Below are 14,215 nucleotides of genomic sequence, written 5' to 3'. Positions count from 1 at the left end.
CTGGGGCAGCAGGCCGGCGAAACCCAGAACGCGGGCGAGCGGCGGCAAGCGATGTCGGCCGGTGGGTTCAATCGTCATCGGACACCTGTCGAGGCGGGTTGCGATCCAGACTGTAGAGGACGCCCGTATAGGATGGCGAGCCCGTTCGCCGTCGCCGAGAGCCTTCGATCGTCATGAACCCCTTGCTTGTCTGGTACGATGGCGGCTGTCCCCTGTGCCGACGCGAGATCGCCCTGATGCGGCGGCTGGATCGACGCTGCGCGATCCGATTCGTCGATGTGTCGGACGGTCAAGCAAGCTGCCCGCTGGATCGGGAGACTCTGCTGGCGCGATTCCACGCGACGGAAAACGGAAGGCTGCTGTCGGGTGCGGCGGCGTTTGCGGCGATGTGGCGGGCCATCCCGCTGTTGCGCCCGCTCGGCTTGGCCGCACGCATCCCCTGGGTCCTTGCGGCGTTGGAGGGAGGGTACCGGGTGTTTCTGCGCCTGCGTCCTCGACTTCAGTCTCTCGCTCGCAAATGGGCCCGATGATGGAAATAACGCATGTCCGTGCTTAGGCTGGTGCTGGGCGATCAGCTGTCGGACGACCTGTCGGCGCTGAAGGATCTGAACCCGGACGTCGATACGGTTCTGATGGCCGAGGTTCGCGACGAGGCGACCTATGTCCGGCATCACAAGCAGAAGCTGGCCCTGGTCTTCGCCGCCATGCGCAATCACGCCGAGCGGCTGAAGGAGCGGGGCGTCAATGTGCGCTATGTGCGGATCGACGATGCGGACAACAGCGGTTCGATTACCGGGGAACTGGCCCGGGCGCTGGACGACGGCGCTTATGAAACGGTGGTGATGACCGAATGCGGCGAGTGGCGGCTGGCCGAGCATCTGGCCGCCTTTGCGGAAGGGGCGGAGCTGCCGGTCGAGATTCGCGAGGATCGCTGCTTCATCAGCAGCCACGACCGTTTTCGTCGCTGGGCCTCGGGCAAGTCGCAGCTGCGCATGGAGTTCTTCTATCGCGAGATGCGCCGCGCGACGGGCATACTGATGGACGGCGATCAGCCGGAGGGCGGGCGCTGGAACTATGACGCCGAGAACCGCAAGAAGCTGGCCAAGGGCGTGACGCCGCCCGATCGCCTGCGCATCCCGCCCAACGCCGTGGCGTGCGAGGCGATCGCGGATGTCGAGCGGTTGTTCGGCGACCATTTCGGCTCGCTGGACGGGTTCGGCTGGGCCACAACGGCGCAGGAGGCGGAAGCTTCGCTGAAGCATTTCCTGAAGGATGTCCTGCCGTCGTTCGGGGACTGGCAGGACGCGATGGCGGAGAATGAGCCATGGATGTGGCATGGGCTGATCTCGACGTCGATCAACCTGGGCCTGCTGGATCCTCTGGACGTCTGCAAGCGCGCCGAGGCGGTCTATCGGGCGGGAAAGGCGCCCCTGAACGCGGTCGAAGGCTTCATCCGGCAAATCCTGGGATGGCGCGAGTTCGTGCGCGGCATCTACTGGCTGAAGGCGCCGGAGTATCGGGCGCGCAACTTCCTGGACGCGGACCGCAAGCTGCCCTGGTTCTATTGGTCCGGCGAGACCGACATGGCCTGTGTCGCCGACGTGGTGAAGACCACGCGCGACAACGCCTACGCCCACCATATCCAGCGGCTGATGGTGACGGGCAATCTGGCCTTGCTGCTGGGCGTGCATCCCGATCAGGTCGACGACTGGTACATGTGTGTCTATGCCGACGCCTATGAATGGGTCGAGATGCCCAATACGCGCGGCATGGCCCTGTTCGCCGACGGCGGCATCGTGGGGTCCAAGCCCTATGCTGCGTCGGGGGCCTATATCGACCGGATGAGCGACTATTGCGGGGCGTGTCGCTATGACGTGAAGAGCAAGAACGGCGATGCGGCCTGTCCGTTCAACCGGCTGTACTGGGGCTTTCTGGAGCGCAATCGCGGCCGGCTGCGGGACAATGTGCGGCTGGCCATGCCCTACCGCACGCTGGAGCAGTTCGGGGAGGCCAAGCGCAAGGCCCTGGCGGCCGAGGCGGAGGCTTGCCGGACCCTGCTAGGCGCGACGCCGATCGATTGACGGTGGAACCCCAGGCCCAGCGCGACCATTTGCCTTGCTGTTTCGTCCTGCTCGAAGAGGCCACCCCCGTGATCCTGCCCCGCCGTTCCGCCCTTGTCCTGGCCGCCGCCGTCGCGGCCTCGGCCCTGTCCGCCTGCGCCTATAACGAAGCCCTGGGCCGTAATCAGCTGCTTCTGGTGGACAACGCGGCCCTGTCGCAGCAATCGACGGCGGCCTGGCGAGAGGCTATCGCCAAGCCAGGCGTGATGACGACCGGCGCCCAAGTCGACCGGATCCGTCGCGTCGGCGACCGTTTGGTCCAGGCGGCGGGTCTGGGCGGTCGGACCTGGGACTATGCGGTGTTCACAGAGGCCAGCCCCAACGCCTTCGTCCTGCCGTCCGGCCAGATCGGCGTGACGACCAGCCTGTTGGCCCTGGTCCAGAATGACGACCAGCTGGCCAGCGTGATCGGTCACGAAATCGGGCACGTCGTCGCCAACCATGCGGCCGAGCGCGCCTCGAACCAGACGGTGACCAGCGTCGGTCTGGCCGCTGTCGGCGGGGCGGCGGGTCGCTATGGAGATGCGGTCAACGCCTATGGCGGTCTCGCCGCCCAATACGGCCTGCTGCTCCCCTATTCGCGGCGCGACGAGCTGGAGGCCGACCGTCTGGGCGTGGACTATATGGCCGGCGCCGGGTTCAAGCCGTCGCAGGCGGTCGCGCTGTGGCGGCTGATGGCGGCGCAACGTCAGACCCAGACGCCGCAGTTCGCCTCGACCCACCCGTCGGACGCGACCCGGATCGAGGCGTTGCAGCAATATATCGCCAGCCGCGGCTGGAACTGATCAGACCCGGATGTCGAGATAGGAGCCGGGGCGCATGATCCGCGGCTCCTCGCGCTGGGCCGGGGCGGGGGGCACCTCCACCGGCCGGGCCGGGTTGGCGGTTCGGATCGTGGACATGACGGCGGCGGCCGGGACGGGCGGCTTGGGCGCTGCAGTCTGCTCCATTGCAGCGCGGAAGAAGGCCGCCTGGGCGCTGCGGGCGCTCGGCAGATCAAGGCCCTGGGCGGGCGTGTTCAGCGGCAGGCCGGGACGAATCGCGCTCATGTCGACATGGTTAACGGAAACCCTCGAAAAAGGGTTAACGCGGCCTCACCGCTTGGTTGGTGCGGGACGAGGCGGGGCCTGCATGGAGGCGACCAGTCGGTCGATGTCAGCGTCGTCCAGCAGGGGACCGGACTGTTTGGCGGTGATGCGCCCCATGGCGTCGACGGCGAAGGTCTCGGGCACGCCGGAGATGCCGAGGTCGAGGCCCGCACGACCCTCGCGGTCCACCAGCACCATCGAATAGGGATCGCCCAGTTCGTCGAGGAAGTCGCGAGTGGCGACCGGCTCGTCCTTGTAGGCGATGCCGACCACGGCGACGCCGCGCGCCTTCAGCGCCAGCAGCTTGGGGTGTTCGATCCGGCAAGGCGCGCACCAGGAGGCGAACACATTGACCAGCATGGGCCGGCCGACGCCGGCGGTCTTCAGGTCCAGATTGCCCGGTCCCGCCTGGTCGCCCGACAGCAGGGGCAGGACCGTCTCGGGGATGGTCTGGCCGACCAGGGCGTCGGGCTTGAAAGCCGGATCGCGCTTCAGCGACCACCCGACGAACAAGGCCGCCAGCGCCGCGAGGACCGCCAGCGGGATCAGGGCCAGCCAGCGGTTCACGGGCGAAGCCCTTTTTCTTTTGGCCCTATCGCGCTTCGTGCTGCTTGAGGGCGGTGGGTATCCGCTGCTTGTGGGTATGTGCCTTGGTCTGCCTCAAGCCGGGCCAGTTCGCGCTTCCATTTGCGGGAGGCGATGACGGCGCGGACGGTCAGGACGGTCAGCACCAGGGCGCTGACGCCCCAGGCGGGCCAGACGAAAGCGGCGTAGGGGGTCATGTCGAGGTCGAGCACGGCTTCAGGCCTCCTGAGCCAGACGGGCGCGCAGGGTCATGACGCGGCGGCGGCGGATCTCGGTGCGGATGGCGGTCAGCCACAGGGCCGCGAACAGCACCCCATAGGCCGCGAGCATGGTCAGGAAGGGCGGCAGATAGACGGGGTCCAGCCCCGACGATCCGGGGGTCAGGAAGCTGGCGGGCTGGTGCAGGGTGTTCCACCAATCGACCGAGAATTTCACGATCGGCAGATTGATCAGGCCGACCAGCCCCAGGACGGCGGCGGCGCGTCCGGCCTTCTGCTCGTCGTCAATCGACGCTCTCAGCGCCATGTATCCGAGGTAGAAGAGAAACAGCACCAGCACGCTGGTCAGGCGCGCGTCCCACACCCACCAGGTCCCCCACATCGGCTGGCCCCACAGCGAGCCGGTGAATAGGGCGAGCGCCGTGAAGGCGGCGCCCGGCAGGGCGGCGGCGCGGGCGGCGGCGTCGGCCAGGGCGTGGCGGAAGACCAGCGCAAAAAAGCTGGATACGCCCAGCGCGGCATAGGCGCCCAGGCCCAGGGTGGCGGCAGGCACGTGGACGAACATGATCCGCACCGTGTCGCCCTGCTGATAATCGGCCGGAACGGTGAAGCTGAGCCAGGCGCCGACGCCCAGCAGCACGGCGGCGAGCCCCCACAGAACGGGCGTCAACGGGCCGGTGAAGGCCATGAAGCGCTGCGGATTGGACAGGCCGAACATCGGTTCAGCGCTTACGCAACGAATGGACGGCGGGCAAGCTCACCCTTGCGCGTTGCGAACGGCGGCGGCCCCGGCGAAGGGCGCGACGACGGCGGCGAACAGGACGTAGGCGCAGAGCAAGGCCAGCGCCGGGCCGACAGGCTGGCCTGATCCGGCGCGCTCCAAGGCGCCGGCGCCGAAGACGACGGGGGGAATAAAGAGCGGCAGGACGACGACGGCGATCAGCAGCCCGCCACGCCTGGCGCCCAGCGCAAGGGCCGCGCCCAGCGCCCCGGTGAAGGCGAAGCCCGCGCCGCCGATCAGGGCGGTCAGGGCGACCAGCGGCGTCAGCGACGCGGGCAGGCCCAGCGCCAGGGCGGCGACGGGGGCAGTCAGGGCAAGCGGCAGACCGACGGCGATCCACTGGGCCAGGGCCTTGATCAGGACGACCTGCTCCAGCGCCAGATGGCCGAGGGCCAGCAGATCCAGCGCCCCGTCCTCCATGTCGCGCTCGAACAGCCGCTCCAGCGACAGCAGGGAGGCCAGGGCGAGCGCCAACCAGGCCACGCCGCCGGCGACCGGGCCGAGCGTGCGCGGATCGCCGCCGGCCGCCAGCGGTAGTATGGCGGTCAGACAGGCGAAGAAGCCGCAGGCCAGCAACGGACCGCCGCCCCCGCCCCAGGCCAGATCCAGCTCGCGCTCCAGCAGAACGCGCGTCGCGCCGCGCAGGCCGGGCGGACGGGGTTCCTGATCGACATCGTGGCGGCTCACTTCAGCGCCCCCAGATCGAGAGAGCGGGTCGGTAGCGGCAGGGGGTCGTGGACGGCGGCGATGATCAGACCGTCGGCGTCCAGATGTCGCTGCATCTGTTCAGCGAAGGCTTCGCGCCAGCGGGCGTCCAGCGGCGCCATCGGTTCGTCCAGCAGCCACAAGGCGCGCGGCGATCCGACCAACCGGCCCATGGCCAGGCGACGGCGCTGACCGGCGGACAGACGCCGGACCTCCAGGTCCAGCAGGGGCTTCAATCCGAAGGCCTCGACGGCGTGGTCGACGCCGTACTGGGTGTGGCCCAACCAATCGCACTGAAACCCCAGCTCTTCGCGCGCGGTGCGGCCGCCCTTCAGCCCGTCCAGATGACCGAGAAAGTGGGTTTCACGTCCACGCGCCTGCCGCTCGTCCAGCTTATTGCCGTCGCCGTCCTGGAAGGCGACCGTCCCGGCGTCTGGCCGCAACAGGCCGGCGATCGCGCGCAGCAGGCTGGTCTTGCCCGCCCCGTTTGCGCCCGTCAGGGCCAGCACCTCGCCGGCGCGCAGGGTCAGGTCGAGACCGTGAAACAGCCGACGCTCGCCGCGCGAGACGGTCAGGCCGGAGAGGGCGAGGGTGTGGATCATCGCGTTTCACCCGCCGCGCCAAATCTGCGAACCCTTCTCAATGTCCACGTCAGGGGTGTGGACACATGGACGGTGCGGCGTGGCGGGGCTATAGGCACGGTCGCCGCAGCAGGCTTTCGCCGCGCGCGCAGGGGCCCTGTGAGCCGCTGCGTCTGCCGCGCGAAGGCGCAACCGGATTGTCGGGCGGCGCTGACCAGAGGAACTCTCCATGCCGTCGATCGACAGCTTCAAGACCCGCCAGGACCTTTCCGTCGGGCGTAAGAAATACGCCTATTACAGCCTTCCCGCCGCCGAGGAAGCCGGTCTGACCGGGATTTCCCGCCTGCCGCGCTCGATGAAGGTGCTGCTGGAGAACCTGCTGCGCAACGAGGACGGCGTTTCCGTCACCGAAGACGACCTGAAGGCCGTCGCCGCCTGGGTCGAGAACAAGGGCTCGGTCGAGCACGAGATCGCCTTCCGTCCGGCCCGCGTTCTGATGCAGGACTTCACCGGCGTTCCCGCCGTGGTCGATCTGGCCGCCATGCGCGACGCCATGAGCGCCCTGGGCGCCGACGCCGCTAAGATCAATCCGCTGGTGCCGGTCGATCTGGTCATCGACCACTCGGTCATGGTCGACAACTTCGGCACGTCCAAAGCCTTCGCCCAGAACGTCGAGCGCGAATACGAGCGCAACATCGAACGCTACAACTTCCTGCGTTGGGGTTCGTCGGCCTTCAACAACTTCCGCGTCGTGCCGCCCGGCACCGGCATCTGCCACCAGGTGAACCTCGAAAACCTGGCCCAGACCGTCTGGACCCTGGACGAAGGCAAGAAGACCGTCGCCTATCCCGATACCGTCGTCGGCACCGACAGCCACACCACCATGATCAACGGCCTAGCCGTCCTGGGCTGGGGCGTGGGCGGCATCGAGGCCGAGGCGGCCATGCTGGGCCAGCCGATCCCGATGCTGATCCCCGAGGTCATCGGCTTCAAGCTGACGGGTTCGATGCCCGAAGGCACGACGGCGACCGACCTGGTGCTGACCGTCACCCAGATGCTGCGCAAGAAGGGCGTGGTCGGCAAGTTCGTGGAGTTCTTCGGCGACGCCCTGCCGAACATGACCATCGAGGACCAAGCAACCATCGCCAACATGGCTCCGGAATACGGCGCCACCTGCGGCTTCTTCCCCGTCTCGGCCGCGACCATCGGCTATCTGACCGCCACGGGCCGCGACAAGGCGCGCGTCGCCCTGGTCGAAGCCTACGCCAAGGCCCAGGGCCTGTGGATCGACGAGAATTCGGAAGACCCGGTCTTCACTGATGTGCTGGAACTGGACATCTCGACCGTCGTACCGTCGCTGGCGGGTCCGAAGCGTCCGCAGGACCGCGTCGAACTGACCACCGCCGCTCCGGCGTTCGAAACCGCCCTGACCGACGTCTTCGCCCGTCCGTCCGACGCCGAGCGTGTCTCGGTGGATGGCCAGAAGTTCACCGTCGGCGACGGCGACGTGGTCATCGCGGCCATCACCTCCTGCACCAACACCTCCAACCCGTCGGTCCTGATCGCCGCCGGTCTGGTGGCGCGCAAGGCCAATGCGCTGGGCCTGAAGGCCAAGCCCTGGGTCAAGACCTCGCTGGCCCCCGGCTCGCAGGTCGTGACCGACTATCTGACCGACGCCGGCCTGCAGAAGGATCTGGACGCCCTGGGCTTCAACCTGGTCGGCTATGGCTGCACCACCTGCATCGGCAACTCGGGTCCGCTGGACCCGGCGATCTCCAAGGCGATCAACGACAACGCCCTGGTCGCCACCTCGGTCCTGTCGGGCAACCGCAACTTCGAAGGCCGCGTGAACCCCGACGTCCAGGCCAACTATCTGGCCTCGCCGCCGCTGGTCGTGGCCTACGCCATCGCCGGCTCGATGCGGATCGACATCACCAAGGATCCGATCGGTCAGGACAAGAAGGGCAACGACGTCTTCCTGAAGGACGTCTGGCCGACCACGCAGGAAATCGCCGACATCCAGCGTAAGTCCGTCACCCCGGCCATGTTCGCCAAACGTTACAAGGACGTGTTCAAGGGCGACAAGCATTGGCAGGCCATCAAGGTCACCGGCGGTCAGACCTATGAGTGGGACGACAGCTCGACCTACGTCGCCAACCCGCCCTATTTCGACGGCCTGTCGATGGACCTGACCCCGGTTCAGGACGTGGTCGAGGCTCGCGTTCTGGCCATCTTCGGCGACTCGATCACCACTGACCACATCAGCCCAGCCGGTTCGATCAAGAAGACCTCGCCCGCCGGCGTTTATCTGACCAACCACGGCGTCGAGGCGGCCGAGTTCAACAGCTACGGCGCCCGTCGCGGCAACCACGAAGTCATGATGCGCGGCACCTTCGCCAACATCCGCATCAAGAACCGCATCACGCCCGAGATCGAAGGCGGCGTGACCAAGCACTTCCCGTCGAACGACACGATGTCGATCTATGACGCGGCCATGCGGTATCAGTCGGAAGGCCGCCCGCTGGTCGTCTTCGCCGGCAAGGAATACGGCACCGGCTCGTCGCGCGACTGGGCGGCCAAGGGCACGCGCCTGTTGGGCGTTCGCGCGGTCATCGCCGAAAGCTTCGAGCGCATCCACCGCTCCAACCTGGTCGGGATGGGCGTCGTGCCGCTGCAGTTCAAGCAGGACGGCTGGCTGAAGCTGGGGCTGACGGGCGAAGAGATCGTCACGATCCGCGGCCTTTCGGACGCCAATATCGGCAAGCTGAAGCCGCGTCAGGACCTGTGGGTCGAGCTGTTCCGCCCGTCGGACGGAAAGATGGCCCGCTTCCCGGTCCGCTGCCGTATCGATAACCAGACCGAGCTGGACTATCTGCTGGCCGGCGGCGTCATGCCCTATGTGCTGCGCAACCTGGCGCGCGGTCCGGAAACCGAAGCGCCGATCGCCGCCGAATAGGTCGCGGTTCGCCCAGATAAGAAAAGAGGGCCGGCGGAGCGATCCGCCGGCCCTTTTCCGTTTGCCGAAAGGCGGTGGTCAGTCGGCGCTGACGACCACCAGCTTGCGGTTCACGAACTCCTTGATGCCGACGTCGCCCAGCTCACGGCCGAAGCCCGAGCGTTTGACGCCGCCGAACGGCAGTTCGGGCATGGAGGTCGTGGTGGTGTTGATGAAGACCATGCCGGTCTCGATGCGAGAGGCCAGTTGGCGGGCGCGGTCGGTGTCGCCCGAGAAGATCGAGCCGCCGAGGCCGAAGTGGGAATCGTTGGCCAGGGCCACGACCCCATCGTCGTCCTCGACCACGAAGACCTGGGCCACGGGGCCGAAGAACTCCTGATAGAAGGCCGGGTTGTCGCGGGCGACGTCGGTCAGGACGGTCGGCTCGTAGAAGAAGCCGGTGCGGTCGGCGGGCTTTCCGCCTGTCAGCGCCTTGGCGCCGTGCTGGATCGCCTCTTCCACCTGCTTGGTCAGGGTCTTCAGCGCATCCTCGGACGACAGCGGGCCCAGGTCGGTGGCCTCGTCCAGCGGATCGCCCATGACGGCCTTCTTCATGCCTTCGACGAAGCCGGTGATGAAGGCGTCGGAGACCGACTTCTGGACGATGAAGCGTTTGGAGCCGGTGCAGACCTGTCCGGCGTTGGACAGGCGGCCTTCGACGCCTGCCGCGACCGCCTTTTCGATGTCGGCGTCGTCCAGCACCACGAAGACATCGCTGCCGCCCAGTTCCAGCGTGGACTTCTTCAGCATTTCCGAGGCGCGAGCCGAGACCTTGGCGCCGGCGCCCTCCGATCCGGTCAGGGCCACGCCCTGGATGCGGTCGTCGCCGATCAGTTCGGCGACCTTGTCCGAGGAAATGTAGAGGTTGGCGACGAAGCCTTCGGGCGCGCCGGCCTCGCGCACCAGTTCGGCGAACCGGGCGGCGCAGCGCGGCACGATGCCCGCGTGCTTGTAAAGCACGGGATTGCCGACCGCGATGGCGGGAGCGACGACGCGGATCAGTTGGTAGATCGGGAAGTTCCAGGGCTCGACCGCCAGCAGCACGCCGATCGGGTGGCACTCGACCCAGGCCTCCCCCAGTTCGCTGTCGATCTTTTCAGGCTTGAGGAAATCGGCAGCCTTCTCGGCATAGTAGGCGGCGATGCCGGCGCACAGATCGATCTCGCCCTGCCCCTGAGCCAGGGGCTTGCCCATCTCCTCGGCCATGGTGCGGGCCAGGTCGTCGCGGTTTTCGATCAGAAGGCCCGACAGGGATTTCAGCACGGCGAGGCGCGGCTGGATGTCGCCCTTGGACCAATCCGAATGGAACAGGCCGTCGGCCTTGGCCAGGGCGGCCTCGACGGCGTCGTCGGTGTGTTCCGGATAGTCCTCAACCAGTTGTTCGGTGAAGGGATTGAGGGTGCGATAGGCCATGGGGCGTCCTGAAGTTTCGGTCGGACGCCCGGGGCGGCGCCGATCCGTTGTCAGGAAAGCAAACGCGACCTGTCGGGGCGGGTTGCTTGGTCGTCAGTCCGGATCGCTGAACGGCGGCGGCAGTTGGCCGGACTTGAAGAGGATGGTGGGCTCTTCGTCGTAGTCGCCCATTTCGGTGTCGGCCGAGACGGCGAAGGCGACGACGCCCAGACGCAACGGCGCCAGCCGTTCGGCCTTGCGACGCGCCTCTTCGGCGTCTTTGCAGCCGACCTGGGGTTCTGCGCGCAGGGCCTTGCCCCGGCCCTGGACGTAGGCCTGGACGATATAGACGGTTTCGGTTGCCATCCGTTTCCAAGCGGCCTGTTCGGCGCTCAGGTCAATCGATCAATCGAGCCTCAGTCCGTTTTCGCTCCAGCTTCACTCTAGCTTCAGGGCCTCGGCCAGCAGCCGGGCCTCGGCGGCGCGGCTGGAGCCGGCGCGCCAGGCGACGACGATCTCGCGGTGGGGCGGGGCGCCATCGGCCTGGTTTTCGAAGGCGCGAATGGCGACGGAGGGGTTGTCGGCCAGACCGGCCTGCACCGCCATCTTCGGCAGGAAGGAGACGCCGAGGCCCGAGCCGACCATCTGAACCAGGGTGTGCAGGCTGGTGGCCGCAAAGACGTCGTCGCCGCGCGGGGCCTCGATGTCCAACGCCGCCAGGGCGTGGTCGCGCAAGCAATGTCCGTCTTCCAGCAGGATCAGATCCTCGGCCCGCAGCGAGCCGGGACGGATGGGGCCGGGCGCGGCCAAGGCATGGTCGGCGGGGGCTGCGGCCATGATCTCGTCATCGCCGATGCGAGCGTGGGCGATGCCCGGCGCGTCATAGGGCAGGGCGATGACCGCCGCGTCGATCTGACCCGCCTTCAGCGCCGCGATCAGCCGGGGTGTCAGATCCTCGCGGATGAACAGCTTCAGGCTTGGATAGGCGGCCTTCACCGACGGGAGCTTGGCGGGCAGCAGGAAGGGGGCGACGGTGGGGATGACGCCGAGGCGGAAACGGCCGGACAGCAGCCGCCCGGCGTTTTTGGCCGCCTCGACCAGATCCTCGGTGCGGGCCAGGACGTCCTCGGCGCGGCGAACGGCCTCCGCTCCGACGGCGGTCATGATCACGGCGCCGCGCGCGCGTTCGACCACCGGCGCGCCCAGGATGCGCTCAAGCTCCTGCACACCGGCGCTGAGGGCGGGTTGGCTGACGTGAGCGGCCTCGGCGGCGCGCGAGAAGCTGCCGTGTTCGGCCAGGAGCTTGAGATACTGGAGCTGGCGCAACGTGGGGAGCATGGAAGCGAAATAGGCCTGTCCTATGCTGACGCCAAGGATAATCGATTGGCTTTATCCGTTTGACCCGTGTCGTATGACCCCATCATCTACAGGGCGATGGAAAATCGCTCGCCGTCGTGCGCCAGAGCAGCAGGGAGAAACACCATGACCGACGAAGCCAAATGCCCCTTTTCCGGCCGGACGCCCCGATCGGTCGCAGGCGGCGGCGTTCAGAACCGCGATTGGTGGCCCAACCAGCTGCGTGTCGATCTGCTGAACCAGCACTCGACCAAGTCCGACCCGTTGGGGGGGGCGTTCGACTACCGCGAGGCCTTTTCCAAGCTGGACTATGAGGCGCTGAAGGCGGATCTGCGCGCGCTGATGACGGACTCTAAGGATTGGTGGCCGGCGGACTTCGGCCATTATGGCCCGCAGTTCATCCGCATGGCCTGGCACAGCGCCGGCACCTATCGCGTCGGCGATGGTCGCGGCGGCGGCGGGCGGGGCCAGCAGCGGTTTGCGCCGCTGAATTCCTGGCCCGACAACGTCAATATCGACAAGTCGCGCCGCCTGCTGTGGCCGATCAAGCAGAAGTACGGCCAGGCCATCTCCTGGGCCGACCTGATGATCCTGACCGGAAACGTCGCGCTGGAGACGATGGGTTTCCGCACCTTCGGCTTCTCGGGCGGCCGCGCCGATACCTGGGAGCCGGATCAGGACGTCTATTGGGGTCGCGAAACGACCTGGCTGGGCGGCGACGAGCGCTATGCCCATGGCTCGGACGGGGTGGTGAAGCCGGGCGACGAGGCCGTGCTGGTCAGCGATGATAATGCGGACGGCGACAAGCATTCGCGCGATCTGGAGAACCCGCTGGCCGCCGTGCAGATGGGCCTGATCTACGTCAATCCGGAGGGGCCGGACGGCAATCCCGATCCGATCGCGGCGGCGCGCGACATCCGCGACACCTTCGCCCGGATGGCGATGAACGACGAGGAGACGGTCGCCCTGATCGCGGGCGGCCACACCTTCGGCAAGACTCACGGCGCCGGTCCGGCTGACCACGTCGGCGCAGAGCCGGAAGGCGACGGCCTGGAGGCGCAAGGCCTGGGGTGGACCTCCAGCTTCGGCACGGGGCACGGCGCCGACGCCATCACCAGCGGTCTGGAAGTCACCTGGACCCAGACCCCGGCCCAGTGGAGCAACTTCTATTTCGAGAACCTGTTCGGCTTCGAATGGGAGCTGGAGAAGTCCCCGGCGGGCGCGCATCAGTGGGTGGCCAAGGACGCGGGCGAGATCATCCCCGACGCCCACAATCCGGCCAAGAAGAAGCGGCCGACGATGCTGACGACCGACCTGTCGATGCGGTTCGACCCGGAATACGAGAAGATTTCGCGACGGTTCCTGAACGATCCCCAAGCCTTTGCAGACGCCTTTGCGCGGGCCTGGTTCAAGCTGACGCACCGCGATCTGGGGCCGCGTTCGCGCTACGTCGGGCCGGAGGTCCCGAGCGAAGTCCTGCTGTGGCAGGATCCGGTGCCGGAGGTGGATCATCCGCTGATCGACGCGACGGACTCGGCGGCTCTGAAGGCCAAGGTGCTGGACTCAGGCCTGAGCGCCGCCGAACTGGTGGGCACGGCCTGGGCCTCGGCCTCGACCTTCCGGGGCGGGGACAAGCGGGGCGGGGCGAACGGCGCCCGCATCCGCCTGGCGCCGCAGAAGGATTGGGCCGTCAATCAGCCCGAACAGCTGGACCGGGTGCTGAAGACGCTGGAGCGCATCCAGACCGAGTTCAATCAGGCGCAGACGGGCGGCAAGAAGGTGTCCCTGGCCGACCTGATCGTGCTGGCCGGCAATGCCGGCGTCGAGCAGGCGGCCAAGGCGGCGGGCCACGACGCCAGCGTGCCGTTCACGCCCGGCCGAACGGACGCCAGCCAGGCGGACACGGATGTAGAATCCTTCGGCTATCTGGAGCCGGTCGCCGACGGCTTCCGCAACTTCCAGAAGGCCCGCTATGCGGTGCCGGCCGAGTCGCTGCTGATCGATCAGGCGCAGCGGCTGACGCTGACGGCGCCGGAGATGACGGTGCTGATCGGCGGCCTGCGGGCGATCAACATCAATACGGGCGGCGCGACGCACGGCGTGCTGACTGAGCGGCCGGGCGTGCTGTCCAACGATGTCTTCGTCAATCTGCTGGACATGGACGTGAAGTGGGCGGCGACCTCGGACGCCAAGGACGTCTTCGAAGGCCGCGATCGCAAGACGGGCGAAGCCAAGTGGACCGGCACGCGTGTCGATCTGGTGTTCGGCTCCAACGCCGTGCTGCGCGCGCTGGCCGAGGTCTATGCCGGGGCCGACGCCGGAGAGAAGTTCGTCTCGGACTTCGTGGCGGCCTGGACCAAGGTCATGGAGCTGGACCGGTTCGACCTGCACGGC

The 14,215-nt window shown here is 67.5% G+C and carries 14 protein-coding genes; 5 read left to right on the top strand and 9 right to left on the bottom strand.

The genetic code is table 11. From position 1 onward, the window contains the following. Positions 1-173 precede the first annotated feature (173 nt). From RT123_RS04580 to RT123_RS04570, 3 genes are all read left to right on the top strand, one after another. A complete protein-coding gene (locus RT123_RS04580; RefSeq protein ID WP_313008092.1) occupies positions 174-530 on the top strand; it encodes a DUF393 domain-containing protein in 357 nt (118 codons plus the stop codon). Positions 531-542: 12 nt separating this feature from the next. Then, positions 543-2,081, top strand: a complete 1,539-nt coding sequence (locus tag RT123_RS04575) for a cryptochrome/photolyase family protein (RefSeq protein ID WP_313008091.1) — start codon at positions 543-545, stop codon at positions 2,079-2,081. 68 nt (positions 2,082-2,149) lie between these two features. Further along, positions 2,150-2,905: a M48 family metallopeptidase gene (locus RT123_RS04570; RefSeq protein WP_039244085.1), complete on the top strand. Its 756-nt coding sequence runs from the start codon at positions 2,150-2,152 to the stop codon at positions 2,903-2,905. Here the strand turns inward: RT123_RS04570 and RT123_RS04565 are convergent, their stop codons facing one another. The 6 genes from RT123_RS04565 to ccmA are packed head-to-tail and all read right to left on the bottom strand — an operon-like array spanning position 2,906 to position 6,099. Then, positions 2,906-3,169: a hypothetical protein gene (locus tag RT123_RS04565; RefSeq protein WP_313008090.1), complete on the bottom strand. Its 264-nt coding sequence runs from the start codon at positions 3,167-3,169 to the stop codon at positions 2,906-2,908. 45 nt (positions 3,170-3,214) lie between these two features. Next, a complete protein-coding gene (locus tag RT123_RS04560; RefSeq protein WP_313008089.1) occupies positions 3,215-3,775 on the bottom strand; it encodes a DsbE family thiol:disulfide interchange protein in 561 nt (186 codons plus the stop codon). Then, entirely contained in the window at positions 3,772-4,005 is a 234-nt protein-coding gene (ccmD, locus tag RT123_RS04555) for a heme exporter protein CcmD (protein ID WP_313008088.1), read from the bottom strand. The genes RT123_RS04560 and ccmD overlap by 4 nt, the downstream gene beginning before the upstream one ends. 4 nt (positions 4,006-4,009) lie before the next feature. Continuing rightward, positions 4,010-4,729, bottom strand: coding sequence for a heme ABC transporter permease (locus RT123_RS04550; protein ID WP_161639844.1), 720 nt, complete (start codon positions 4,727-4,729; stop codon positions 4,010-4,012). A gap of 39 nt (positions 4,730-4,768) precedes the next feature. After that, the gene (gene ccmB / locus RT123_RS04545; protein ID WP_313008087.1) at positions 4,769-5,479 is read right to left on the bottom strand and encodes a heme exporter protein CcmB; all 711 of its coding nucleotides are present in this window, start codon (positions 5,477-5,479) and stop codon (positions 4,769-4,771) included. After that, positions 5,476-6,099: a heme ABC exporter ATP-binding protein CcmA gene (ccmA, locus tag RT123_RS04540; protein ID WP_313008086.1), complete on the bottom strand. Its 624-nt coding sequence runs from the start codon at positions 6,097-6,099 to the stop codon at positions 5,476-5,478. Before ccmA ends, ccmB begins: the two co-directional genes overlap by 4 nt. A gap of 208 nt (positions 6,100-6,307) precedes the next feature. Here ccmA and acnA point away from each other — a divergent pair, with 208 nt between their 5' ends. Beyond that, positions 6,308-9,034: an aconitate hydratase AcnA gene (gene acnA, locus RT123_RS04535; protein ID WP_055807289.1), complete on the top strand. Its 2,727-nt coding sequence runs from the start codon at positions 6,308-6,310 to the stop codon at positions 9,032-9,034. Between the two features lie 78 nt (positions 9,035-9,112). On the opposite strand, the gene RT123_RS04530 is transcribed toward acnA, so the two are convergent. The 3 genes from RT123_RS04530 to RT123_RS04520 form a co-directional block, all read right to left on the bottom strand. Further along, positions 9,113-10,486, bottom strand: coding sequence for an NAD-dependent succinate-semialdehyde dehydrogenase (locus RT123_RS04530; RefSeq protein ID WP_313008085.1), 1,374 nt, complete (start codon positions 10,484-10,486; stop codon positions 9,113-9,115). A 93-nt stretch (positions 10,487-10,579) separates the two neighbouring features. After that, positions 10,580-10,831: a hypothetical protein gene (locus RT123_RS04525; RefSeq protein ID WP_055807296.1), complete on the bottom strand. Its 252-nt coding sequence runs from the start codon at positions 10,829-10,831 to the stop codon at positions 10,580-10,582. Positions 10,832-10,903: 72 nt separating this feature from the next. Then, positions 10,904-11,803: a hydrogen peroxide-inducible genes activator gene (locus tag RT123_RS04520; protein WP_066553170.1), complete on the bottom strand. Its 900-nt coding sequence runs from the start codon at positions 11,801-11,803 to the stop codon at positions 10,904-10,906. Between the two features lie 144 nt (positions 11,804-11,947). Between RT123_RS04520 and katG the strand changes: the two genes are divergently transcribed. Further along, the coding region (katG, locus tag RT123_RS04515) for a catalase/peroxidase HPI (protein ID WP_313008084.1) at positions 11,948-14,215 on the top strand (2,268 nt) is incomplete at its 3' end.

It is taken from the genome of Brevundimonas vesicularis, assembly GCF_032067225.1.
Lineage (GTDB): Bacteria > Pseudomonadota > Alphaproteobacteria > Caulobacterales > Caulobacteraceae > Brevundimonas > Brevundimonas vesicularis_F.
The sequence above is the reverse complement of the archived record's forward strand: the minus strand, read 5'-3'. Positions and strand labels throughout refer to the sequence as shown.

Coding starts and splice junctions, on each gene's coding strand:
- RT123_RS04575 (WP_313008091.1), top strand. CDS start 543: ATGTCCGTGCTTAGGCTGGTGCTGGGCGATCAGCTGTCGGACGACCTG.
- RT123_RS04530 (WP_313008085.1), bottom strand. CDS start 10,486: ATGGCCTATCGCACCCTCAATCCCTTCACCGAACAACTGGTTGAGGAC.
- RT123_RS04525 (WP_055807296.1), bottom strand. CDS start 10,831: ATGGCAACCGAAACCGTCTATATCGTCCAGGCCTACGTCCAGGGCCGG.
- ccmA (WP_313008086.1), bottom strand. CDS start 6,099: ATGATCCACACCCTCGCCCTCTCCGGCCTGACCGTCTCGCGCGGCGAG.
- RT123_RS04565 (WP_313008090.1), bottom strand. CDS start 3,169: ATGAGCGCGATTCGTCCCGGCCTGCCGCTGAACACGCCCGCCCAGGGC.
- RT123_RS04550 (WP_161639844.1), bottom strand. CDS start 4,729: ATGTTCGGCCTGTCCAATCCGCAGCGCTTCATGGCCTTCACCGGCCCG.
- RT123_RS04580 (WP_313008092.1), top strand. CDS start 174: ATGAACCCCTTGCTTGTCTGGTACGATGGCGGCTGTCCCCTGTGCCGA.
- acnA (WP_055807289.1), top strand. CDS start 6,308: ATGCCGTCGATCGACAGCTTCAAGACCCGCCAGGACCTTTCCGTCGGG.
- RT123_RS04520 (WP_066553170.1), bottom strand. CDS start 11,803: ATGCTCCCCACGTTGCGCCAGCTCCAGTATCTCAAGCTCCTGGCCGAA.